Below are 23,439 nucleotides of genomic sequence, written 5' to 3' on the forward strand. Positions count from 1 at the left end.
TGGACAACTTCGGCCACCGGTCTATGAGTCGGTCTACTGACCAATGATCCACCAGGACCCGTTGGCCGTCCCCCTCAATCGCACTCATCTGCCGCGTTCCGCGCGTTGACGCTCATGACGGCATGTCGGGATGATCTCCCCACACGTCGAGCGCCTGCTGGCGGACGACCAAGTCACTGAAGCCGACGGCACGCCACGGGACGTTGAACTCGGGACATGCAGCCCACACGTCATCCCACGATCGAGCACTCAGGGCCAGACCGTCCGGCACGCGCAAAAGTCGGAACGAACCGTCGGGCAACCGCGGACCAATCACGAATCGGTTCTCCGCCGCCAGAGCATCCTGACATGCCGCGATTCGAGCTTTCGGCTGTCGCAGATCATCTCGCGGCCTAGTGTCGCGCATCTGTCGACGGAGGTCAGGGAGCTAGCGCGACATAGGTAGCCAGGGTTTTGGCCTCGCCCGGCAGCCGAACAACGAGCTCATAGTCCTCGATTTCGGCTGGGAGTCCCCCTTGCCGTCTGATAGCGCCCACCAGAAGTCGGTGAAGCGAATCGTCATCATCCGCCGCGACCTTCGCCCTGAGAGTCGTCACCAGAGTGCCGAGTCTGCGAACCTCCAGCTCGAGGACCTGCCTGGCGAGGCGGTCATCCTCTGCAATCGGTCCTTCCGCAGGCACACTCCCGTCCGCAGTTAGTGGCTGGTCTGTGAGTGGTGCTGTTGGAAGGACCAGAGTTGGCCGGTCGGGCACAACTCGAACCAGTCCCCATTCCTTAAGTAGGTGCAGGGCGCGATGGATGGTCGACCGCGCGACAGATAGCTCCTGCGCCAGGATCTTCACTGAGGGAATCGCAGTTCCGATCGGCAGCCGTCCTTGGTAGATGTCGTCGCGCAGCTGGACCGCGATGTACTCGAAGGGATGCCTTGCTTCGAAAGGCACCATAGGCGGTAGCGCGCCGGTCAGCGGGCGCGCTGGAGCCCGTACAGCCATAGGGCCGGCCGCCCGCTGGTCTGCCTCCGACACCCAGGGGACATAGTGGCGCATCGTTGTGACGCCACCGGATCCGTGCCCGAGGCGACCAGCGACGATCCGGAGGTCAAACCCGGCTGAGATCAGCTCGGTCGCGTTGTACGCGCGCAGCTTATGGATAGACGTCTCTATACCCAGACGACCGACCAGACGACTAAAGCGCTGAGTCACTGAGTCGGGCCTCAAATGGCGAGATCCGTCCGGCTCTCGCGAGAAGACAAACGCATCGTCCGAAAGCTTGACATCGATGGCTGCGGCGCGCTGTTCGCAGCGCTGACGGTGCTCTTCGAGGACGGCGACGGTCTCCGGGTCCAGCACAACTCGGCGGTCGCTCTCTGATTTGGTGTCGCTCTCCCAGGTCTCGCCTGCGTACTGCCCTATGGCCCGCTGAACATGGATCACCTCCCGGTCGAGGTCCACATGCCTCCAGCGAATGGCGCACAGCTCGCCCCGCCGATTGCCGCCCATCATTGTCAGCCAGACGAGCGTCCCCCAGTCCGGGTCCTTCCATGCCTCGGCAAGGATGCGTGCAGTCTCGGATACAGACGGCGGCCGAGCTTTCGGCGCGGCAGGCGCCTCGGCGAAGCCCATGGGGTTGATCGGAATCCATTTGTAGCGCACCGTGCGTCGGAATGCTCCACTGAGGATCTGGTGAATATAGAGGATGCTGGATTCCTTCAGCGGGCCACACTTGTGCGGCTTGCAGCGGCCATCGCAGTCATGCGGGCGCTCCGTTCGGTGATCGGTGCGAGGTCTCCCATCGCAGTGATCGTTGCAGCGGTGAAGCTCGGAGTAGAACGACTCGATGACCTCAGCATCGACTCGGCGAACCTTCACGGATCCGATACAAGGCAAGATGTGCTTATCGGCCTGACTGCGGTAGTTCTTCGCGTCTTCGTACCGAAGGTCCCATCCTTCATGTGCCGTTCGATCAACTGCTCAACGGTGGCATCGGTTCGAGGGTGACGCCGCTGGTAGACCTCTGCGACGAACTCTGCCCGCAACGCCTCAGCCTTATCCCAGGCGTCCGGCCCGGCCGGGACCGTCTCCTCCAAGTACAGCTTTTCTTCTTGACAGGGTCGATGCCGGCGTACACGCGGACCCGGAGGGAGCCGGACGGCAACGGGTGAATCCCTCCCGGTTGGTGCTTCTTCGGGCTGGTCTTCTTCTGCACAAGCCGGATCGTAAAGGGCATTGGATCCACGAATGGCTCCACGGAGCTTGCCCGGAGGAGGGGTCCGACCTGCGTTTCCGCAGGTCAGAGGTGGAGCCGCCTGTCGGAATCGAACCGACGACCTTCTCATTACGAGTGAGACGCTCTGCCGACTGAGCTAAGGCGGCGGGTGGCCCGGGGGCCGAGGCAAGAGTGTAGCGGCTGGGTGGGGGTGATTCCGAATCGGATAGCGCCGGCAGGCGTGATCGGGCTCACGTTGGCGCCGGTCGATGGGCTGATGCCAGTACGTCGTACGCCGAGAAGTGCCCGGTTGTGCAGGGGATGTGTCGCCAAGGGCGGCGCGGATGGCGGTGGGGGCGGCGGGGGCGAGCCAAGGTTGTCGGGTGGATGATCCCGCGCTGGCTTCGAAGGATGCTCCGGATCGGACGGTGCCGGTGACGCGCACCGAGACGAACGAGCCCGCCGCTCAGCCCGCCGTACTCGATCTTCAGCGGTCGGCCGGCAATCAGGCGGCCGCCTCGCTCTTCGACGGGGTCGCCGGTCAGGTGAAGAATGCGTCGATCGACTATGGCTTTCCGGTCGGTGAGGCGGAGCTCGCGCCAGGCATCTCGGTCAAGCCGAAAACTGACGTTCAAGGGTGAGTTCGGCGAACGCTTCGGCCATGGTGACACCAAAGTCTCCGGCGCGTTCGGCGGCACCAAGCTCGACACCGAGCGCGGGACGCTGATGCCAAGAAGGGGAGTATCAGCGTCGCCAAGGCGGAGCCGGAGCAGAAGTTCGCCCACGAGACCAAACTGAAGGGCAGCCTGGATGTGACGCCGAGCAGAGTCACGCCGTCCGTCGAGTTCAGCGGCCCGATCGGGGTCGGCGGAATGGTCCTGCGCATCGAGTACGCGCCCTGGAAGGTGAAGCACGACCTGGCCAAGGGCAAGTCGGTCTCCCTGTCGGCGCTGACCGTCGGCGTGTCCAAGGCGGTCGAGTTCCCCGGCGAGACGCTGTACTTCAAAGGAACGGTCGAGCTCAGCGCGGAGGCCTCGCTGGACCCGAAAAAGGGGGTCAAGTACGTGGTCGAGCAGTACGGCGCCACCACAGAGCGTGAGGCACTCGCGTGGGCGGCCACCCAGGCCGGGCTCGCGGCGGCGCGATCCTGGCCGGCCTCGACATCGCCGACGAGGAGCGCCGGGAGAAGCTGGCTCTCACCGCCCTCGGACGGGCCCGGCGCGTGATTGCGGCCGACGATCTACCTGACCGAGCTCGAAGGGCGTCTCACCACCCCACGGAACCCGGACGAGCAACTCGCCAAGGACGAAGCCGTTCAGGCCCGGGCCAAGCTCGCTGCCAAGCTCACGATGGAGGAGGAACTGCTCAGCTGCATCCTCGCCGAACGGCCGGCGGCGCTGGTGCCGTTCCGGTGGCGCGATTCGCTCCTCGACGAACTGGAGCGCACCATCCACCGGGAACTCGACATCTACGCCGATGCGCACCCGATCCGGACTCTGTGGGGCCTGCGCGTCGTCGAGGACAAGCGCATGGTCAGCCGCGTTGTCGACGAAGTCCGTGAAGGCGGCGACCAGCCCGAGGTGCGTCCCGGATAGCAGGCCGCGGAACCGGCCGTCGGCGTCGTACGTCCGAAGAAATGGCGGCGGGAACAATTAATGTGGGAAATGCGTTGACTTGGTTGTGCGGGATGGGTGAGACTAATGCCCGCAAGGACTACTGACCTGAGGAGAGATCGTGTACGGCGGACGGGACCCGAGAAAGGCATGGCGGCAAGCCACCATGGCCTTGTCGGCCTGCCTGCGATCCGTGCCCGAAAGCGTCTTCTACCACCAGCTCGACGAGGAGCTGAGCCCGAGTGCGGGCGGCCCACCTGTGTGATCTCCAGCGGGAGATCATCCCAGGAGCCGTCTGAGCCGGGCATCCGGCGCCAGGCGGCTCTTTTCTTTTACCCCACTCCGGTTTTGTCGGTGCGCACTGGTTGCCGACCGGATTCCAAACCCGCGTCGCGAGGGTTCGATTCCTTCCACCGATGCTTTTTCCGGTATTCACGGATACCGGCTCGAACAATTGACAACTGGACATTTATCGCATTTTCTCCCGGGCCGCGGACGGTCCGGGAGACCTTCCCTGCGGCGCCGCCCGTGCGCCGGGGAAGACGCCCGGGGACGCCCGGGCAGACCGTCGTCCCCGGGGGCTCGCAAATCCCCGGGGACGTCGACCAGCTGTGGGCCAGTGGCTAGGCCGCCTCATTTGGGATGAGGACGACGGGGGTTCGAGTCCCTCCAGCTGGACCAGGCGCCCGCAGGATGCTCTGCTACCGGCCGAGCGGGCGCCACGAACGTGCCCTGCGACGGAAATCCGCTCCACATCCGGCGCAGGGCACCGGACGCCCGTGGCTCAACAGGAGAGAGCACCGGCCTACGAAGCCGGGGAGTGCAGGTTCGAGTCCTGCCGGGCGTGCTGTGTCCGAAGCGGAAGCGGGCGATGCGCCGGGACGTGGCCCCGGAGGAAGCGGGTTCGAGCCCCGCCGGACACCCCACATCCGGTACGACGGCCGTCACGACCGACACCGAGATCACCGACCTGGCGGCGCGCTGTCAGGCACACTGGAGGGGAGGAGGAACCACATGAGCGGTGTGATCGTGCTCAACGCCTCGTACGAGCAACTGCATGTCGTGTCGATCCCGCACGCCATCCGGATGCTCGTCCGGGAGGTCGCCGTTGTCGAGGAAGCCCACGACGGCGCGAGCATCGGCCCGTTCCCTCTCCCCCGCGTACTGCGTCTTGTCCGGTACGTCGTGACCAAGTGGCGCTACGCCTCCGGTCGACTGCAGTACACGCGGGCCGGCGTACTGAAGCGTGACAAGTACACCTGTGCGTACTGCGGCAAATCGGGTGCCACCACGATGGACCACGTCGTACCGCGGTCCCGCGGCGGACGCGGCGAATGGCTGAACGCTGTGGCCGCGCACGCATCCTGCAACGAGAAGAAGGGCTCACGCACGCCCGAGGAGGCCGGTATGCCGCTGCGGTGGCAGCCGTGGATCCCCTCGCGTGCTGAGTTAGCGCTCTGACGCGTCACCCTCCCGGTGCCGCGTCAGCGCGATGCCAGGTGGGCGCCGGTGACCCACCCTCGGTTCTGACCCGAGGCCCCGCAGGTTCGACCCCTGCCCTGGCAGCTGGTTCACGCCAGCCGGGCAGAGTAAGCCGAGTTTCGGCCTATCGGCAACCGTCTCGAAAACGGTCTGTCCCTCAACGGGGCGTCAGGGTTCAAGACCCTGCTCTGCCGCAGATCAATAGAGGAGAGTGAGGAGATGAACGTGGAGTTTCCGGTGGAGCTGAGTGGGGCGAAGAGCTCCACGCTCATGTGGGCTCGGGAGCATGAGGTGGACGCGCAGGCTCGGCAGCAGCTGCGGAACATCGCTGCGCTGCCGTGGGTGCACGGCGTACGTGTGATGCCGGATGTCCACCTCGGCAAGGGCGCGACCGTCGGGTCGGTGATCGCGATGAAGCAGGCGGTGTCGCCGGCCGCGGTCGGGGTCGACATCGGGTGTGGCATGGAGGGCGTACTCACGTCCCTCACGGCCGCGGACCTGCCGGACGACCTGTCGGCGATCCGGTCGCGGATCGAGGCCGCCGTACCGGTCGGGTTCCGGGCGCACGAGCACCTGGTCGGCGTCCGCAAGCTCGGGCTCGACCCGCAGCGGTGGGACAAGCTGTGGGGTGCCTTCACCAGCCTGCACGACGGGGTGCAGGACCGGGAGAAGAAGGCCAAGCAGCAGATGGGTTCGCTGGGTGGCGGCAACCACTTCATCGAGGTCTGCCTCGACGACGAGGACCGCGTATGGCTGATGCTGCACTCGGGCAGCCGCAATATCGGCAAGGAACTCGCCGAGCGGCACATGCGGATCGCGCGGGCCCTGCCGCACAACGCGGACCTGCCGGACCGTGACCTCGCCGTCTTCCTGTCCGGTACGCCGGAGATGGACGCGTACCGGCGGGACCTCACCTGGGCGCAGGAGTACGCGTCGCGCAACCGCGCGGTGATGCTCGCCCTGGTGATGCAGGCGGTGCGGGAGTCGTTCGCGCAGGAGGTGCGGTTCGAGCAGCCGATCTCGTGCCACCACAACTACGTGGCCGAGGAGCACATCGACGGGCTCGACCTGCTCGTCACCCGCAAGGGCGCGATCCGGGCGGGGCTCGGGGATCTCGGGCTGATCCCGGGGTCGATGGGCACCGGGTCGTACGTCGTCCGCGGTCTCGGCTCGGAGCGGTCCTTCTACTCGGCCTCGCACGGGGCAGGCCGGCGGATGAGCCGCAACGAGGCGAAGCGCCGGTTCACCGTCGACGACCTGGTCGCGCAGACTGCCGGGGTCGAGTCCCGCAAGGACGCCGGGGTGATCGACGAGATCCCCGCGGCGTACAAGGACATCGAGTCCGTCATCGCCGCCCAGTCCGACCTGGTCGAGGTAGTCGCCCATCTGAAGCAGGTCATCTGCGTCAAGGGCTAGCAGTACGGCGGCCGCCGTCGTCAGGGGAGACGGCGGCCGCCGACGTACCGACGAACGGGTAGTAGTGGGCGGGTGGCTGAGTCGTCCAGCGTGGCTGGGCGGCTGGACGCTCGAGTCGGGGGACTACTACCCGTTGTTCGGTACATGTTCTGGTGAGGTCCGCCTGTGGGCAGGGGCAGCGGTTTGCTAAACCGTCGGTCGGGTGCGCCCGGCTCGCGAGTTCGAATCTCGCTCTCACCGCACTGGGTACCTGGAGAGCATGAGGGCTCGGAACATCCCGGTACCGGAGGCGAGCCTGGCCGGGATCGCGGCTGGGGTCGCGCTTGAGCAGGTCCGCCGGTGGAGGCTGAAGAGCCGGCCACGAGCCGGGTGGGCGCTGGTCGCCGCGGGAAGTCTGGTGATCGCGAGTTCGTTGAAGGCAGCGGGGAATACGGATCTCGCCAAGCCCGAAGGGCTCGTCACCAGTGGGCCGTACGCCGTCAGCCGGAATCCGATGTATGTCGGATGGGGCCTGCTGCAACTGGGGATCGGGCTGATCACCGGCTCCGGGTGGATGCTGGCGACGTTGCCGGCCGTCGGCGCCGGGCTGCGCCTGGACGTCGTACGTGAGGAACGTCGGCTGGAACAGCACTTCGGGGACGAGTACGAGCGCTACGCCGCAAAGGTCGGCCGGTACGTCCCCACGCGATGAGCAGGAGCGCCGCCGTGGGAGAGGCGGGGCGGTTTGTAAAGCCGTTGCCACGCGCTGAGCAGGTTCGAATCCTGCCTCCTGCACTCAACACAAGCTCAACACAACTAGAGAGGAGGACCGGCCATGGCCGACCTCAGGAACAGAAAGCGAGTGCCCGGCGGTAGGACCGGTGCTCCGGTCAGCCAAGGTCACGCGCTGCGCCGGGTACGGCTCGCCTGCGGGCACGTACAGCGCGACCGGATCGCCCACCGCGGCGATCACGTCTGGTGCGAAGCCGACTGCTCCGACTGGGTCCGCGTCGTCTCAGTCGAGGAGTAGTACGCCGTACGCCGCGGGCCGGGTCCCGCGGCGTACGACCCTGGTGACGGATTCTCGCCCGGCCCTCCGAAGGCCGGGTTCCACTCCAGGCAGGGGGACGATCAGGCGATGGCGATTCCGAAGATGTGGGCGCGGGGCTGCGTCGGGCCACCATCGCCGTACCGGGGCAGCGTGATCCACGCGAGCGTCTTGGACGGATCGAGCGCAGCCTGGCAGAACCCGACCCGAGCCGGGCGATCCACGCGTCCCGCCGATGAGTTGTAGTAGGGCATCACGATGACCTCCTCGGCGCCGGGCGGGTAGACGCCCTGACCCAGGGTGTCCAACGCCAGGAACGGAACTTCGGCAGAAGTGCCATCCGTGTAACGAACAAGCCCCGGTCCGTAGCTCCGATCGGCCGTACCCGCGAGCAAGATGCCGATCCGGCTACCGCTGCCCGACAAGCTGATCCGCTGACCGTCCGCCGCAACATGCCGGGCCGTCCAGCGGAAGCTGAATCCCGCATGCTCGATGACCCCACCCGGTACGACGCCCACAGCCGCGAGCGCCTGCGCGGACAGACTCATCCCGGCACCGTCCAGATCAGCGGCACCAGGATCCGCGTCGTCACTGACTCCGACCTTGTCGCACGCCGCCTCGAAGCTCTCGAAAGTCCGAGCCACCGGCACGGTCGGGTCGAAGTGGCGCGACACCGACACTTCCGCATCACCCCGAGCAGCCAGGATCCGAACCCGAACCTCAGGTGACGTCACCGGCTCGTCCAGTACGACGAACCGCCGATGCCCCACCGTCGTACCAGCGGCGATCTGCACCCACGACTCGTTGACCAAGGCATCGACCGCGAAGGCCTCGACCTGCTGACCGTGGGTGATGTCCTCCTGCAACCCGACCACGTTGAAGGTGCTCGCATCCCCACTCCCGTACGCCGACCGGAGCGTCGAGCCGAACTCGGCGAGCCGCTCGACATCCGGCGGGGCGATCAGACCGCGTCGATCCGGCGGGATGTTGAGCAGCAGCACCGCGTTGCGCCCGACCGAATTGCGATACATGTCCAGGAGTTGCGCGACCGACTTCACCGAGTCGTCGTGCTCAGGGTGGTAGAACCATCCCGGCCGGATCGAGACGTCGACCTCGGCCGGATACCACTTGAGATAGTCCGCCTTGGCCAGCACGTCCGGGCCGGCCAGATCCTCCGCCTCATCGGAAGTGACCAGGCTCTTCCGCAACTCACCGGGCGTCCCCGTGAACGGTACGACGCTCCACTCGGAGTACCGCGCGTAGCCGCTTTCGTTGCCCACCCACCGCACATCCGGCCCGCCGACCGCGATCGTTGCCTCCGGCGCCAACCGCCGGACCAGATCGAACCAGGCGTCGTAGTCGTAGGTCTGCGCGGTCCCGGTCGGGTCGGCCCCGTCCAGCCACACTTCGGAGATCGGCCCGTACTGCGTGAGCAGTTCGTACAGCTGGTTCAGGTAGAACCGGTTGTAGTCGTCAACGGCGTACGAGAACGACGGCAGCTCACCCGACTCCACCAGCGCAGCACGGTCGTCACCGGGGACGAGAGTCGGGATGACCGACTCAACCACCGCACTGCCGTTTCCATAGCAACCAGCTTTCGCCTGGTGAAGGTCGGCCGGAGAGAGATAGACACCAAAGGCCAGATCGTGCGCCTTCGACGCGGCGGCCAACTCGGCAACCACATCACCCTGGAACGGGCTGGCGGTGACCGTGTGCGGGAGATACCGGCTCGGCCAGAGGCAGAATCCGTCGTGGTGCTTCGCGGTCAGGATCACCCCTTTGAACTCGGCCGACACCAGCGCTCGTGCCCACTGATCGCAGTCCAGCGACGTGGGGTTGAAGACCGCCGGATCGTCCAGCCCGGTGCCACACTCCAGACCGGTGAAAGTGTTCGGACCGAAGTGCACGAAGGCGATGAGCTCCTGCCGCTGCCAGGCCACCTGACGTGGCGCCGGCCGGACCAGAGACGCCTTGTGACGCAGCTCCTCCGGGCTGTCGTCCGGGCCGACCTCGACCCACAGGTTGTCAGTCATCGAGCCTTGTTCTCCTTGATCAGCTGGACGAGTTCGGTCGGAGTGACCACCTCGACATCGGGGTCGAGCCCTTGGACCACGGTCTTGATCGCGGTCAGGTTCTTGGTCCAGACATGCACCAGGACCAAGGTATAGCCGTCGGCCGAGGTGGGATCCGCCGGCCGGGAGTTGATGTTGTCGATCAGCTGCTGTTCCTCGGTCAGGCCCTGCCACAGTACGTCGCGCTGGGCCACGACCGGCTTCCCGTCGTACCAGTTGATGCCGCCGTTGGCGTCCGGACCGAAGTAGAACAGCGCGTCCGTGTTCGGCTGGCTGAGGAACTTCGTCCACAACGAGCCGCGGTTGAAGACGTTCTGGTCCTCGAGGATTTCGACGATGCCCAGATCGGCCCGGCCGAGGTAGGAGTTCATCCGGGTGACGTAGCGATCGAGGTCGGCCGACGGCATCCGGCTGGGATAGGTGTAACCGGTACCGCTCGGCCCGGCGATGAAGTCCTCGGACGTTGCCCCGCGCAACGCGTCGCGATAGTACGACGCCATCGCGGACGGAGCGAGGTCGGCGAGTGACGGGCTGATGCCGTAGCCGACGTCCGAGAAGCCGCGGTCCGGGCTGTCCCGGTACTCCTTCATGCTCCACAGGTTGTAGGCAACGTTGTCCCCGTCGCTGATCACGAACGAGACATAGTGCTTCTTGGCAGTAGTGGCAGCAGGCAACGGTTTCTGTCGCAGGTCCACCCCGCGCACGGAGCTCAACGCGGCCAGGTTCGGCGCGACATCCGACGGGATGGACGTGACACCCTGCTCCGAGGCCTGCTTGATCATGTCGGACTCGCTGTTGCCGTACCCCATCAGCGTCGCGCCCGGCGCGAGGTCCGCAAGCACCTTGCGACGCCATGAGGTGACACCGTCGTAGAACGTGAACGCATTCGTCAGCGTCGCGTAGTCGCGCAGGTGGTACGAGATCTCCGGGTTCAGCTCAGCCGCGATGGTTGTCGAGAACAAGGACTTGTAGTTGCTGTAGGCCCATTTCTCGGTCTTGTCCGAGACATCCATCAGCTCTGACGTGATGCCCAGGGCACGTACTTGCGCCTCTTGCGACCGATCGACCGGCAACGCATGCAGCGGTCCACTCAAAGAAGTTGCCACATTCACCGACTGAGGATTCGCGGCGTAGTCGTACAGGAGGTAGCCCCGGACGTACTTCTTGAACTTGCGCAGCAGGTCGGAGGAGGAGGTCGCCGCGGACACCGTGATGCCGTACGTCGTCTGCAGGTCGCTCAGCCAGGCAGCACCCGGCCCACCCTCGTCGATGAAGATCTGGTCCGGCGAGGATTTCGCCACCAGGCCTTGCAACGACGCGACCAGCACACCATCGGCGCGACCGGTCAGATTGGCGGACGGTATGGCGGCCAGCGACCGCAACGAAGTGCCCTGCGGCAAGGCGACAGCGGCCGCGGGAGCAGTCGTTGAGGCAGTCGCAGGTACCAGAGCACTGCATGCCATTGCCAAGCCGGTGATCGCCACCAGCAGTCTGCGCTTCATGAAGCCTCACTCTCTGACGTGTAGAGCCAGCAGTTGGTCCAGTGGCCATCCGCGGCCGATGTACGAGCCGGGAAGGCGGTGCGGCACTCGGCCTTGGCGACCGGGCAGCGGGGATGGAAGCGGCAACCACCCGGGGGATCGATCAGACTCGGCGGCTCTCCCGCATCCGCAATCGGGAGGAACGACGACTGGCCGGCCGCCGACACCGTGCGCGCCGGATCGGGCGATGCCTCGAGCAACAACTTCGTGTACGGATGCTGCGGGTTCTGGATCACCTGCTCGGCAGGGCCGCCCTCGACGAGCTGACCGGCGTACATCACGCAGATCTCCTCGGCGAGATACCGCGCGCTGGCGATGTCGTGGGTGATGTACAGCAGCGCCAGCCCTTCTTCGTCTCGCAAGGAAGCCAGCAGGTTGAGCAGGTCGAGCCGCATCGACACGTCCAGCATCGAGATCGGCTCGTCGCCGAGCAGCACTTTCGGCGCCACGGCCAGCGCCCGGGCGATCGAGACTCGCTGGCGCTGCCCGCCGGACAGCTCGTGCGGCAGCTTCCCGATGAAGTCCTGCGTCGGCGTCAGACTGACCCGGCGCAGGAGTTCGTGCATCCGCTCTTCCAGATCACCGTCGAAATGGTGCAGCCGCAGTGCCCGCCGGAGGTTGTGGCGGACCGTGTGCATCGGGTTGAGCGACGCGAACGGATCCTGCAACACCATCTGGACCTCGGAGTAGTACGCCCGCGCCGTACTGCCCCGCCGTACTCCGACCGGTTCGCCCCGGAGCCGGATCTCCCCCGAGGTCGGCTGATACATCAGCGCGAAGAGGCGGGCGAGCGTAGTCTTCCCGCTGCCGCTCTCACCCACGAGCGCGACAGTCCGGCCGCGATGCAGCCGCAGGCTGACGTGCTCGAGCGCCCGTACTGTCGCGGTCCGTCCGAGCCCACCGCGCACGGTGAACCGCATGCTCACGTCCACCGCTTCGAGTACCGCCGGATCAGGCATCGACAACCTCCGACCGATCGTGAGAATGCAGATGGCAGGCGACCTCTTGATCGCCCACCGCCGAAAGCCGCGGTACGACGCTGTCGCACGGCTCGAACCGCTTCGGGCAGCGCGGATGGAAAGCACACCCGGACGGCAGCCGGCGCAGATCCGGCGGCGTGCCCGGGATGCCGTGCAAGCGCTCGACCGGCGCATGCAGTGGGGGAAACGACGCCCGCAGCCCGGCCGTGTACGGGTGCGAGGGCCGGTGGTAGATGTCGTGCGCCGTACCGACCTCGACGATCTTCCCGGCGTACATGATCGCGATCCGGTCAGCCAGCTCGACCAGCAACGACAGATCGTGCGTGACCAGCACCACCGCGAACCCGAGCTCGTCACGCAGTCGCAGCACGTTGGCCAGGATCTGCCGCTGCATCACCACATCCACCGCGGTGGTCGGCTCGTCCATCACCACCAGATCCGCACCACATGCCAACGCCAACGCAATGGTCGCCCGCTGTCGTGTCCCTCCGGACAACTCATGCGGATAGCTCCGAGCTTGCGCCGCGGTCAGTCCGACCAACGACAACAATTCCTCAGTACGACGCTCCGCACCGGCGCGACCGAGTCCTCGGTCGTGGTGCCGGAGTACGTCGGTGAATTGTGCACCGAGTCGCAGCACCGGGTTCAGCGCGTTCATCGCGCTCTGCATGACGATCGCCAGGTCACGCCAGCGGTGTTTCCGCAACTGCTTCTCGGTCAGCGGCACCAGGTCGATCGGCTCAGCGACACCGTGCGGCCGGAACAGGATCTGGCCGGCCGTCGTCACCGCAGGCGGCCGTTCCAACCGGGTGAGCGCAGTGATCAGCGTCGACTTGCCCGACCCCGACTCCCCCGCGACACCGAGGATCTCACCGCGCCGGACCGTGAACGAGACGTCGTCACACGCCCGCACCGAGCCGCCTTCGGCGACGTACTCGACCGTGAGCCCACGGACCTCCAGCAAGTCGTCACTCATCAGAGTCAGCCCCCTTCACCGCGGCCTGGCGGGCGCGGCGGACCAGTGTGCGGCGAGCGTTGCGCAGCCGTGGGTTGGAGATTTCGTCGATGCCGAAGTTGACCAGCGTCACTGATGCCCCCAGCAACGCGATACACAGGCCGGGCGGCGCGAACCACCACCACATGCCACCGAGCAGCGCGTTGCCCTGCTGGGCCTCGCTGATCATGCTTCCCCAACTGACGGTCGACGCCGACGACAACCCGAGGAACGCGAGCCCGGCCTCAGCCAGCACGCCGCCGACGAATCCACCGAGGAACATCGCGGAGATCCAGCCGATCAGATGCGGCAGCACCTCGACCAGTGCCAGCCTGACCCGGCTCTCCCCGAGCATCCGCATCGCGACGACGAAGTCCCGGTTGCGCAGGCTCAGTGTCTGCGAGCGAAGCGCCCGGGTGCCGCCGGCCCAGCCGAAGATGCCGATGATGATGCCGATCACCACCGGACCGCCGCCCTGGGTGTAGCCGCTGATGACGAAGATCAACGCGAACGCCGGCATGGTCAGGAAGACGTTCGTCAGTGCCGTGAGCACCGAGTCCACGACACCGCCGGCCAGGCCCGCCGTGACACCGACCAGGACAGCGATCGAAGTGCCCAGGACAGAGGCGACCAGACCGGCGATCATCGATTGCCGCGCACCGGTGATCAGCTGCGCGAGGACGTCCTGACCCGAGGCCGTCGTACCGAGAAGGTGGCCGGCGCTCGGCGGCGTACTGACCGAGTCGACGTCCAGGGCGGTCGGGCTGATGTGCAGCACGGAACTGCAGAACCACGGACCGAGGAGTGCGAGCAGGCAGAAGAGCAGGAACACAGTCAGTCCGGCGCGAACCTTCCAGCCGGAGAGGAATCGGAGCACCATGTTTCAGCTCGCCTCCCTGGTCCGCGGGTCGAGCAGGACATACAGCGAGTCGGCCAAGAAGTTCGCGAGCAGGACGGTCAGGGTGATCAGCAAGAAGACCGCCTGCATAGTCGGGTAGTCGCGGTTCGAGACGGCGTCGAAGAGCAGGAACCCCATCCCGGGATAGGAGAAGACGATCTCGGTCAGCAGCGACCCACCGACCAGTCCGCCGATCGCCAGGGCGAAGTTGGTCACGCTCGGGAGCAGGGCGTTGCGCGCGGCGTACCTGAGCATCACCGTCCAGCCGGGGAGCCCTTTGGCCCGGGCCAGCAGCACGTAGTCTTCGCTCAGCGTGGTGACCATCATGTTCCGTTGCCCGAACACCCAGCCGCCGAAAGCCGAGAACACAATCGTTGCTACCGGCAACGCCCCGTAGCCCAGCGCGCTTGCCATGAACGGCAGATTGAAGCCCGGCGTCGCATCCGGCGCGTAACCGCCCGAGACAGGTGCCCAGCGCAACTTCACCGCGAAGATCCAGACCGCCAGCAGAGCGACCCAGAAGTACGGTACGACGCCGACCACGGTGGACAGCGGCGTCACGACCGAGTCCAGCCCGCGGCCCGGACGCCAGCCGACCAGGATCCCCAGCCCGACACCGATGACGAAGGCAAGCGCCGTCGCGCTGCCGACCAGCATCAGCGTCCACGGCAGCGCCGACATCACCAGATCGGCGACCGGGACCGGGTACTGACTGATCGACAGCCCGAGGTCACCGTGGATCAGCTGGCCGAGGTAACCCCAGTACTGCGTGATCAGCGACTGGTCCGGGCTGCCGAACAGCAACCGGATCGACTCCACTGTCGCCGGGTTCGGCGGCTGCCCGGTCCGCTGGGTGATCTGGGCGATCATCACCGTCGCCGGATCACCCGGCATCAGCCGCGGGATGAAGAAGTTCAGCGTGACCGCCACCCAGGTGACCAGCAGGTAGAACCCCAGCCGCTTGCCCAGGTACGACGTACGCCGCCGCGGCCTGGCCGTCTGCTCCTTTGCGGCCGGTTCGGCGAGCGCGGCCTCGGATGCCATCATCGGATCGGTCACGCCGACCTCCTTCTTGATCAGCCGGCGGGCTTGAGGTTCTTCAGCGTGGTGATGAACTCGGTGCCCGAGCCGGTGTTCGCCAGATAGTCGGGCTTCTCCGCGTCCGGCCAGCCGGTCCACCGCGCGGTGTTGGCCACTCCGGCCGCACCCGAGTCGAACAGCGGGATCGTCGGCACCTGGTCGGCGAAGATCGCCTGCGCTTGCAGACCGAGCTTCTTCAGGGTCGCCTCGTCGTCAGTGCCGGACATCTGCGTGAGCAACTTGTCGAACGCGGCGTTCTTGAACCGCATCGGGTTGCTGGCGGCATCGGTCCCGACCGGTGCGGTCAGAGTTCCGTTGAACTGGTTCATCGCCGCATAGATGCCACGACCGCTGGACAGCCAGTTCCCGGCCATGTCGTAGTTGCCCTTGCTGATCGCGGCCGAGATGTTCGATCCCGGCCCGCCGACCAGCTGCACGTTGATGCCGAGGCTCTGTTTGATCTGCTCGACCACCAACTGCGCGACCGTCTTCAGGAACGGCGTATCACTCGGCGCCACGTAGCGGACCGGGTACTGCTTGCCCGCCTTGGTCAGTACGCCGTTCTGCACGGTGTACCCGGCGGTCGCCAGAGCCTGCTTGGCCGCCGACACGTCTTGCTTGCGCGGCGCCGAGAGGTCCGGCGCGATCCAGCCGTCGTACACGTGGTGGTTCAGGCCGGACGGGCTGGCGGGTGCCTGGATGATCGGCAGCTTGCTCGAGCTCAGTTTCGCCACAGCCTCGTTGTCCACGGCGAGTGCGAACGCCCGGCGGACCGCGACGTCGTCGAACGGCGCCTTGCCGTTGTTCAGCAGCACGGACACGACCGCGCCGTCCCAGGCCATGAGGAATTTCCGTTTGCCCGGGTCGCCGGCGACGTAGCTCTTCGCGTCGACGTCACACGTGCAGAAGTCGATGCTGCCGTTCTGCAACTGGGTCTGGATGTTGGCGCTCGTCGCAGCGGCGTACTTGAGGTTCTGCACCTGGAACGCGCCACCCCAGTAGTCGGCGCGATCGGTCATCGTCACGCCCTGCGGCGAGAACTTCGTCAGCTTGAACGGACCGGTGCCCACCGGCGACTTGTCGACGTACGTGATCGGGTTGCGGTTCGCCCACAGCTGCTGCCGGATGATCGGGATGTCCTGGAGGTCGCCGAGCTGCTGGTACGCCGGGTCCTTCCAGGTCACCGCGACGGTGTCCTTACCGGTGATCGCGACCGCGCGGTACGATGCTCCGCCGACCTTCGGGTTCTTCAGTCGAAGGTCGTACGTCCACCGCACATCCTCGGCGGTGAGCGGCGAGCCGTCGGAGAACTTGACGCCCGGCCGCAGCTTGAATGTCGCCGTCCGGCCGTCGGCCGACCACGTCCAGGACTCCGCCAGCCAGGGCACCAGCTGGCCGCCCTTGGCCCGGTTCGACGCGACCAGCGGTTCGTAGATGATGTTCAGCCCCGGCGCCTCGCCGGTGAACGGGTTGAAGTTGTCGACGAAGGTCGGCGGGCTGTTCGGCGCCTGGACGGTCAGCGTGCCACTCGCCGCGGCGCTCTTCGGCTGGGTGGCGCCGCTGGTGCAGCCGGCCGCCACCAGGGTCAGGCCGAGCGTCACCGCACCCAGCCACAGGGTCTTCCTCATGCTTGTCGGCCTTTCGGGGAGAGGCGGGCGTGCCACAGTACGGCGAGACATCGGATGTCTCGGCCGAATGCAGGCGAATTTTTCGGCGACGGGCACGATCACGTGAACGTTCCCGGCCACTGCTCGACACTATGGCCACCGGCGATCCGGAATGTCAACAGCTCGTCTTCGCCTTGTTTTGCGCACGTTTCAGCGATAGACCGGAATCAGGACGGCGACAGCAGCCTTGACAGGGCGGGTTGGCGAATGTCAGCCTCAAGTCCTCCGATGATTCGACAGGAGGGCTCCGCAAAGGAGGCCGGCCGTATGATGCGGCGGGGACGGACGAGACCAGGACGGGTGGCGCAGTGCCGGGACGCGAGCAGATCAAGGCAGGGCGGGCCACCATTCACGACGTGGCCGCCCTCGCCGGTGTGTCGCGGCAGACCGTGTCCCGTGCGATCAACGACAAGGACGAGATCGATCCGGAGACCAAGGAACGCGTCCTGCAGGCCGCCCGCACGCTCGGCTACCGGCCGAGTCGCTTCGCCCGCGGGCTGCGCCGGCGCGGTGCGGTGACCGTCGGCCTGGTCATCTCCCACCTGACCAACCCGTACTTCCCCGAGGTCGCTGCCGGCGTCCTCGAGGTCGCCAAGGAACGCGGCTGGCAGGTGATCGTCGCCGAGTCCCACGGCAGCGCCGACGCCGAGATCGAGGCACTCGACACGTTGTCGCACCAGGTCGACGCGATCGTGGGCTACTTCGACAGCGGCGACGAGCTGCTGGCCGAGCATCTGACCGGACTTCCGCTGGTGCTGCTGGAACGCGGACCGGACCAGACCCGGTTCGGCTCGGTCGGCATCGACGTGACGGACGGGATGCGGCAGGCCGTCGCCCATTTGGTTGCCCAAGGCCATGAACGGATCGGGATGCTGGACGGTGCCCCGGCCGACAACCCGAGTCTGCGGCGGCTGGCCTTCCTCGACCAGATCCATGCGCACAACCTGCCCGTCGACAAAGGCTGGGTGGCCTGGAGCTCACACGACGTCGCCGGCGGCGAGGTGGCGATGGCCGAGCTGCTCGACGCGCATCCTGACCTGACTGCCGTGGTCGGGTTCAACGACCTGATCGCGGTCGGCGCGATCCGGACCGCGCAGCAGCGCGGCCTGCGGGTTCCGGACGACATCGCCGTGATCGGCTTCGACGGGCTGACCCTCGGCGAACTGATCACCCCGACGCTGACATCAGTGCGGATCGACAAGGGCCAGGTCGGCCGGCTGGCAGTCGACCAGGTGGCCCGGATGCTGGCCGGTCAGGACCCGCCGACCAGCGACGGCGCCTGGGTCCGGCCGGATCTCGTCGTACGGGCGTCGGCCTGATCGCATGACCATGCTCGGCCAAGGGATCGGTCCGCCGATCCGTGAACGTTCACGAGGGGACCGCCCGATGTCGTACTACGAGGACCATTCACCCGGGTACGGCGCTCGGCCGGCCCGAGCCCGGCTGTCGACGGACGCACCGACGCTCGACCTGAGCGGAGACTGGCGGTTCCACCTGGCGCCGACCGTGGCGCTGGCTCCGGACGGCTTCTGGTCTCTCGATTTCGACGACAGCTCATGGGACGTGTTGCCGGTGCCCTCGCACTGGCCGCTCCATAGGTACGGCATCCCGACGTACACGAACATCGGGTTTCCTTTTCCGCTTGATCCGCCGTACGTGCCGGACGAGAACCCGACCGGGGATCACCGGCTGCGCTTCCACCTGGATGAATCCTGGCCGGGCGCCGTGCTGCGCTTCGAGGGCGTGGACTCGTGCGCACGGGTGTGGCTCAACGGGCATGAGTTGGGGGTGAGCCGCGGGAGCCGGTTGCCGGTCGAGTTCGACGCCGGTCCGTGGTTGCGCGCCGGGACGAACATGCTGGCGGTTCGGGTCCATCAGTGGTCGTCGGGCAGTTATCTCGAGGACCAGGATATGTGGTGGTTGCCGGGGATCTTTCGTGAGGTCAGCCTGATCGCTCGCCCCGCCGGTGGCATCGAGGACGTCTTTGTGCACGCGGATTTCGACGCCGGCCGCGGCAAGCTGCGCGTGGAGGCGCTGACTCGAGACGATGCGGTTGCTCGTCTGAGCGTGCCGTCACTGGGAATCGAAGGCGTGCCGGCAGGTATTGAGCTCGTCCTTGATCAGGTGGATCCATGGACTGCCGAGACACCGAGGCTGTACGACGCGGTGCTGGCGACCGAGACCGAACGGGTCGCGTTGCGGATCGGATTCCGGACTGTCGAAGTCAGTGATGATCTGCTGCGGGTGAACGGGACGCCGCTGCGGTTGAGCGGGGTCAATCGGCATGAGCACCATCCCGATCACGGCCGTGCACTGCCGCCCGGGACCGCCCGCGAAGACCTCCTGCTGATGAAGCGGCACAACATCAATGCCGTGCGTACCAGCCACTATCCGCCGCATCCGGAGTTCCTCGACCTCTGCGACGAGCTCGGGATGTGGGTGATCCTCGAGTGCGACCTGGAGACGCACGGCTTCGGCTTCTCGGACTGGCAGGGCAATCCGGCCGACGACCCGGCGTGGACCGACGCGTGCCTGGACCGGATCCGCCGTACGGTCGAGCGGGACAAGAACCATCCGAGCATCATCGTGTGGTCGCTCGGCAACGAGTCCGGCAGCGGCCGCAACCTGGACGCGATGGCCGAGTGGACCCGGCAGCGTGATCCCGGCCGGCTGATTCACGACGAGGGCGATCACGAAGGCCGGCACAGCGATGTCTACAGCCGGATGTATCTGCCGCATGCCGAAGTCGAGGCGATCGGCCGGTCCGCCGGTCGCCCGTTCATCCTGTGCGAGTACGCGCATGCCATGGGCAACGGTCCGGGTGGATTGGCGGAATACCAGGAACTGTTCGACCGCTATCCGCGGTTGCAGGGCGGTTTCCTCTGGGAGTGGATCGACCAAGGGCTGCGGCAAGGCGAGCGGATCGCGTACGGCGGCGACTTCGGCGAGCCGTACCACGACGGCACCTTCGTCATCGACGGGCTGGTGTTCCCCGATCGCAGGCCGTCCCCCGGCCTGATCGAACTAAAGAAAGTCATCGAGCCGGTGCGGCTGTCCGTCGACGGAGACCGATTGACCGTCACCAATCTCTACGGCTTCCGCGACCTCAGCTCGCTGCGCTTCGAGCTGGAGCTGTCCTCGGACGGCGTACCTGTGCTGTCGAAGGCGATCGACGTACCCATCGTCGAGCCCGGCGAGACGGTGGAGGTGGGACTCCCGAGCCTGCCCGAGGTGGATGGCGAGGGATGGCTGACGGTCCGGGCGCTGCTGGCAACGGATGAACCGTGGGCGACGGCCGGGCACGAGATCGCGTGGACGCAGCGGCAGGTGCGTAAACCCTTGCAGACCAGGGTTCCTGAGCCTGTGACGTTTGACGAGTTCGTTAGCATACCGCGGGTCGAGTTGTGGCGGGCGCCGACCTCCAACGATCTGCAGGCGGCGATGACCGAGCCCGGCGCGGTCCCGGTAGCCGAGCAGTGGCGGGAGGCGGGACTGCACCGGCTGCAGCATCGGGTTATTGAGACGCGGAATGGACACCTGCGCACTCGGGTCGGGTCGGCGCCTCATCCGCCGTTGCTGACGGCCGACTACAGCTGGGCGTCCGAAGAGTTCACTGTGCGGATCGAGCCGGACAGACCACTTGAGATCGCGCGCCTCGGCATCGTGCTGGAGCTTCCGAGTGACTTGGATCAGGTGGAGTGGTTCGGGCTCGGGCCGGGTGAGGCGTATCCGGACAGCAGGACGGCCTCCCGGATCGGCCGTTACCGCGCGACGGTCGACGAGCTTCAGACGCCGTACGTCGTACCTCAGGAGAATGGTGCCCGGGCCGGCATCCGCTGGGCCGAGCTGACCCGGGCGGACGGGACCGGGCTACGCATCGAAGCCGTCGACGGGCCGGAGCTGTCGATGACCGTACGGCGTTGGTCGACCGAGGCACTGGCCGCCGCCAAGCACACCGACGAGCTCGTCCCGTCCGACCGGTTGTACCTTCACCTGGATGTCGGGCACTACGGCCTCGGCTCCGCGTCCTGCGGTCCCGGTGCGCTCCCGGCGTACCGGCTCGAGCTCGCGCCGACTGTCTGGACCATGCGGTTCAGAAGGGTTGCAGGACCTTCCCGGGGTTGAGCAGATTGCCGGGGTCGAAGGCTTGTTTGATCCGGCGTTGCAGGTCGAGGCCGACCGGGCCCAGTTCCTGTTCGAGCCAGCGAGCCTTCAACGTGCCGATGCCGTGTTCACCGGTGATGGTGCCGCCGAGGGAGAGGCCTAGCTCCATCACAGCGCCGAAGGCTTCCAGGGCTCGGGCCTCGGCGGCCGCGTCGTTGCGGTCGAAGACCACGGTCGGGTGCATGTTGCCGTCGCCTACGTGCCCTGGGCAACAGATCAGTACGTCGTACTTCGTGCCGATCTCGGCGATGCCGCGCAGTAATGCGACCAGCTTCGAGCGGGGTACGGCGACGTCGTCGACCAGCGTGGTGCCGAGTGGCTCGAGGGCAGGGTTGACCAGCCGGCGTGCCTCGAGAAGCATCCGAGACTCTTCGGCGTCGGACGCCTCGGCGACCTCGACGGCGCCGTGCTCGGAACAGATGGCCGCGATCCGCGCGACGTCCTCAGCAGCCCGCGGCCCACGGTCCGACTGGGCGATCAGCAGCGAGCCGATGTCGGCGGGAAGGCCCATGTCCCGGTAGTCCTGGATCGCGCGGGCGGTCGGCCCGTCCAGGAACTCCATCAATGACGGCTGCAGCCCCGCTTCCATCACCGCGGCAGCTGCGGCGATCCCGTCCTCGATGGACAGGAAGGTCGCGGCCGCGGTCAACGCAGCCTCAGGTGCGGGACGCAGCGCCAGCGTCGCCTCCGTGACGACACCGAGCGTCCCCTCGGATCCCACGATCAACCGCGTCAGGTCGTACCCGGCGACGCCCTTCGCCGACCGGCGTCCGGTCCGGACCACCTCGCCCGACGCGAGCACCACCTCCAATCCGCGGACGAAATCCGACGTCACGCCGTACTTCACACAACACAGGCCGCCTGCGTTGGTGGCGATGTTGCCACCCACCGTGGACATTTCCCACGACGACGGATCCGGCGGGTAGAACAACCCCTTCGCCAGGACCGCACGGGACAACTCGGCGTTCACCACACCGGGCTGCACCACCGCGACCTGGTCCTCGACCGAGACCTCCAGGATCCGGTCGAGGCGCGCGGTCGACAGCAACAAACACCCGTCGATCGCGTTCGCCGCCCCCGACAACCCGGTCCGCGCGCCCTGCGTCACCACCGGCACGCCAAACGCACCAGCGGCCTTCAAAACCTCAGCAACCTCAGCCGTCGACGACGGCCGAACCAGCACCCTCGGGACACCCGCCGTGCAGAAGGTCGCGTGATCGTTGCGATGCGCATCCAGTACGTCGGGATCGTCCAGCACGGCCTTGTCACCCAGCGCCGCCCGCAGCCGAGCGACCAGCGGATCTGAAGAGGTCATGGGGCCTCCCGGCCTGGACTGAGGAGCGGAGGGAGCGAAGCGACTGGAGTGACGAGGGAAGGCCGGGAGCCAAGGCCCCATGACCACGCCGGCGCCGGAGGCCCGGCCAAAAGCACAGTCATCCTTCATCCTGCTCGGCGAGCAGTCGCAGGATCAACTCGGCCCGGCGAACCCGTTCGCGACCGAGGGCCTCCGCGGTGCCGGCCAGGTGGGCGCCGACCGGGTAGATGTTGGGCGCGTTGCGCAGGCCCATCTTGAGGTAGACCGGCGCGGCTACCCGGACGATCTCCGGAACGTCGTAGAAGCGTACGTGTCCGCCTTGGTCGTCCGGCACCTCGACGTACATGTCGATCGGGACCGTCGTCACCGATCGGATCTCCGCCAGCACCGGCACCGGCAGATCCGTCGACACGTTCAGGCTGGTCGCGCCCAAACGCTCGTACAAGCGCGCGGTCGGTGCATTCGGCAACGGCATCAGCACTGATGTCTTCAGCACCAGGTCCGAAGGCAACGATCCCTCGATCTTCAACTCACCAAGGATCTCCAGTACGCCGATGTCGCCGACCAGCAGGCTGCGCACTCCCAGCTCGACCGCCCGGAACGCGTCACACAGCGACGCGGCAACCATCTCGTTGCCCCGCGCAACGCCGCCGACGGCTGCCGACACCTTGGCCTGACCGCCGATGTCCCACGCTCCGCGCGGGCCGAGGAACAGGCAGACCTCGACGCCGGACGAGGCGCCGAGCGAGAGCATCTCCTCGATCTCGCCGTCGGTCAGCATCATTACCCCGCTGCCCTGCGACACGCGATCGATTGTCACGCCGCGAGTCTTCGCCTCCTCCAGGACAGCCGCCATCACCCGCGGCCCTTCACAGCTGGGGATCTCCACCTTGTACGGCGATCCGTCCGGGAACGTCGCCGTCGACGTCGCGCCGGGCCGGAAGCCACGATCGGCCAGCAGCGCGCGTGCCTCGCGAAGGTTCAT

At 66.8% G+C, this 23,439-nt stretch carries 19 protein-coding genes and 7 tRNA genes; 15 read left to right on the top strand and 11 right to left on the bottom strand.

Features of this window, described 5'->3' with window-relative positions:
• Positions 1–419: 419 nt before the first annotated feature.
• Together EV646_RS33690 and EV646_RS33695 are read right to left on the bottom strand one after the other, a co-directional pair.
• Positions 420–1,868, bottom strand: coding sequence for a tyrosine-type recombinase/integrase (locus EV646_RS33690; protein ID WP_199237355.1), 1,449 nt, complete (start codon positions 1,866–1,868; stop codon positions 420–422).
• 428 nt (positions 1,869–2,296) lie between these two features.
• Positions 2,297–2,372 (bottom strand) — tRNA-Thr (locus EV646_RS33695).
• A gap of 216 nt (positions 2,373–2,588) precedes the next feature.
• Between EV646_RS33695 and EV646_RS33700 the strand changes: the two genes are divergently transcribed.
• The 13 genes from EV646_RS33700 to EV646_RS33750 all read left to right on the top strand — a co-directional run bounded on the left by EV646_RS33700 (position 2,589) and on the right by EV646_RS33750 (position 7,725).
• Entirely contained in the window at positions 2,589–2,846 is a 258-nt protein-coding gene (locus EV646_RS33700; protein ID WP_132155928.1) for a hypothetical protein, read from the top strand.
• Positions 2,847–3,017: 171 nt separating this feature from the next.
• Positions 3,018–3,431 carry a hypothetical protein gene (locus EV646_RS33705; protein ID WP_132155930.1) on the top strand — a complete coding sequence of 138 codons (414 nt, stop codon included), beginning with the start codon at positions 3,018–3,020 and terminating at the stop codon, positions 3,429–3,431.
• Positions 3,432–3,800: a hypothetical protein gene (locus EV646_RS33710; RefSeq protein WP_132155932.1), complete on the top strand. Its 369-nt coding sequence runs from the start codon at positions 3,432–3,434 to the stop codon at positions 3,798–3,800.
• A 623-nt stretch (positions 3,801–4,423) separates the two neighbouring features.
• Positions 4,424–4,499: transfer RNA gene (locus EV646_RS33715), tRNA-Pro, on the top strand.
• Between the two features lie 92 nt (positions 4,500–4,591).
• Positions 4,592–4,665 (top strand) — tRNA-Arg (locus tag EV646_RS33720).
• A 2-nt stretch (positions 4,666–4,667) separates the two neighbouring features.
• Positions 4,668–4,744: transfer RNA gene (locus tag EV646_RS39105), tRNA-His, on the top strand.
• A gap of 88 nt (positions 4,745–4,832) precedes the next feature.
• Positions 4,833–5,279, top strand: a complete 447-nt coding sequence (locus tag EV646_RS33725; RefSeq protein WP_132155934.1) for an HNH endonuclease — start codon at positions 4,833–4,835, stop codon at positions 5,277–5,279.
• Between the two features lie 122 nt (positions 5,280–5,401).
• A tRNA-Ser gene (locus EV646_RS39110) sits at positions 5,402–5,494 on the top strand.
• A 25-nt stretch (positions 5,495–5,519) separates the two neighbouring features.
• Entirely contained in the window at positions 5,520–6,716 is a 1,197-nt protein-coding gene (locus tag EV646_RS33730; RefSeq protein ID WP_132155936.1) for an RtcB family protein, read from the top strand.
• Positions 6,717–6,867: 151 nt separating this feature from the next.
• Positions 6,868–6,956, top strand: a tRNA-Ser gene (locus EV646_RS33735).
• A gap of 19 nt (positions 6,957–6,975) precedes the next feature.
• Complete coding sequence (locus EV646_RS33740; protein ID WP_132155938.1) at positions 6,976–7,407, top strand: methyltransferase family protein; 432 nt, start codon at positions 6,976–6,978, stop codon at positions 7,405–7,407.
• Positions 7,408–7,490: transfer RNA gene (locus EV646_RS33745), tRNA-Tyr, on the top strand.
• A gap of 40 nt (positions 7,491–7,530) precedes the next feature.
• Complete coding sequence (locus tag EV646_RS33750; RefSeq protein WP_132155940.1) at positions 7,531–7,725, top strand: hypothetical protein; 195 nt, start codon at positions 7,531–7,533, stop codon at positions 7,723–7,725.
• Between the two features lie 101 nt (positions 7,726–7,826).
• Here the strand turns inward: EV646_RS33750 and EV646_RS33755 are convergent, their stop codons facing one another.
• Genes EV646_RS33755 through EV646_RS33785 form a run of 7 tightly spaced genes read right to left on the bottom strand, consistent with a single transcriptional unit; the run spans position 7,827 to position 16,936 of the window.
• Positions 7,827–9,776 (bottom strand): alpha-L-fucosidase, encoded by a 1,950-nt coding sequence (locus EV646_RS33755; RefSeq protein WP_132155942.1) that lies wholly within the window; start codon positions 9,774–9,776, stop codon positions 7,827–7,829.
• Entirely contained in the window at positions 9,773–11,317 is a 1,545-nt protein-coding gene (locus EV646_RS33760; RefSeq protein WP_132155944.1) for a GxGYxYP domain-containing protein, read from the bottom strand. The genes EV646_RS33755 and EV646_RS33760 overlap by 4 nt, the downstream gene beginning before the upstream one ends.
• Positions 11,314–12,315 (bottom strand): ABC transporter ATP-binding protein, encoded by a 1,002-nt coding sequence (locus EV646_RS33765; RefSeq protein WP_132155946.1) that lies wholly within the window; start codon positions 12,313–12,315, stop codon positions 11,314–11,316. Before EV646_RS33765 ends, EV646_RS33760 begins: the two co-directional genes overlap by 4 nt.
• Positions 12,308–13,312: an ABC transporter ATP-binding protein gene (locus tag EV646_RS33770; RefSeq protein ID WP_132155948.1), complete on the bottom strand. Its 1,005-nt coding sequence runs from the start codon at positions 13,310–13,312 to the stop codon at positions 12,308–12,310. The genes EV646_RS33765 and EV646_RS33770 overlap by 8 nt, the downstream gene beginning before the upstream one ends.
• Complete coding sequence (locus EV646_RS33775) at positions 13,305–14,210, bottom strand: ABC transporter permease (protein ID WP_132155950.1); 906 nt, start codon at positions 14,208–14,210, stop codon at positions 13,305–13,307. Before EV646_RS33775 ends, EV646_RS33770 begins: the two co-directional genes overlap by 8 nt.
• 3 nt (positions 14,211–14,213) lie before the next feature.
• Positions 14,214–15,287, bottom strand: a complete 1,074-nt coding sequence (locus EV646_RS33780) for an ABC transporter permease (RefSeq protein ID WP_241996501.1) — start codon at positions 15,285–15,287, stop codon at positions 14,214–14,216.
• 17 nt (positions 15,288–15,304) lie between these two features.
• On the bottom strand, positions 15,305–16,936 hold the full coding sequence (locus tag EV646_RS33785; RefSeq protein ID WP_158291097.1) for an ABC transporter substrate-binding protein: 1,632 nt from the start codon (positions 16,934–16,936) through the stop codon (positions 15,305–15,307).
• Between the two features lie 347 nt (positions 16,937–17,283).
• On the opposite strand from EV646_RS33785, the gene EV646_RS33790 reads away from it, so the two are divergent.
• A complete protein-coding gene (locus tag EV646_RS33790; RefSeq protein WP_132155955.1) occupies positions 17,284–18,294 on the top strand; it encodes a LacI family DNA-binding transcriptional regulator in 1,011 nt (336 codons plus the stop codon).
• 67 nt (positions 18,295–18,361) lie between these two features.
• On the top strand, positions 18,362–21,100 hold the full coding sequence (locus EV646_RS33795; protein WP_132155957.1) for a glycoside hydrolase family 2 TIM barrel-domain containing protein: 2,739 nt from the start codon (positions 18,362–18,364) through the stop codon (positions 21,098–21,100).
• On the opposite strand, the gene EV646_RS33800 is transcribed toward EV646_RS33795, so the two are convergent.
• Positions 21,069–22,454 (bottom strand): FAD-binding oxidoreductase, encoded by a 1,386-nt coding sequence (locus tag EV646_RS33800; protein ID WP_132155959.1) that lies wholly within the window; start codon positions 22,452–22,454, stop codon positions 21,069–21,071. The two genes, EV646_RS33795 and EV646_RS33800, sit on opposite strands and share 32 nt — an antisense overlap.
• A 118-nt stretch (positions 22,455–22,572) precedes the next feature.
• Entirely contained in the window at positions 22,573–23,439 is an 867-nt protein-coding gene (locus EV646_RS33805; RefSeq protein ID WP_132155961.1) for a U32 family peptidase, read from the bottom strand.

It is taken from the genome of Kribbella antiqua, assembly GCF_004345665.1.
Classification (GTDB): Bacteria; Actinomycetota; Actinomycetes; order Propionibacteriales; family Kribbellaceae; genus Kribbella; species Kribbella antiqua.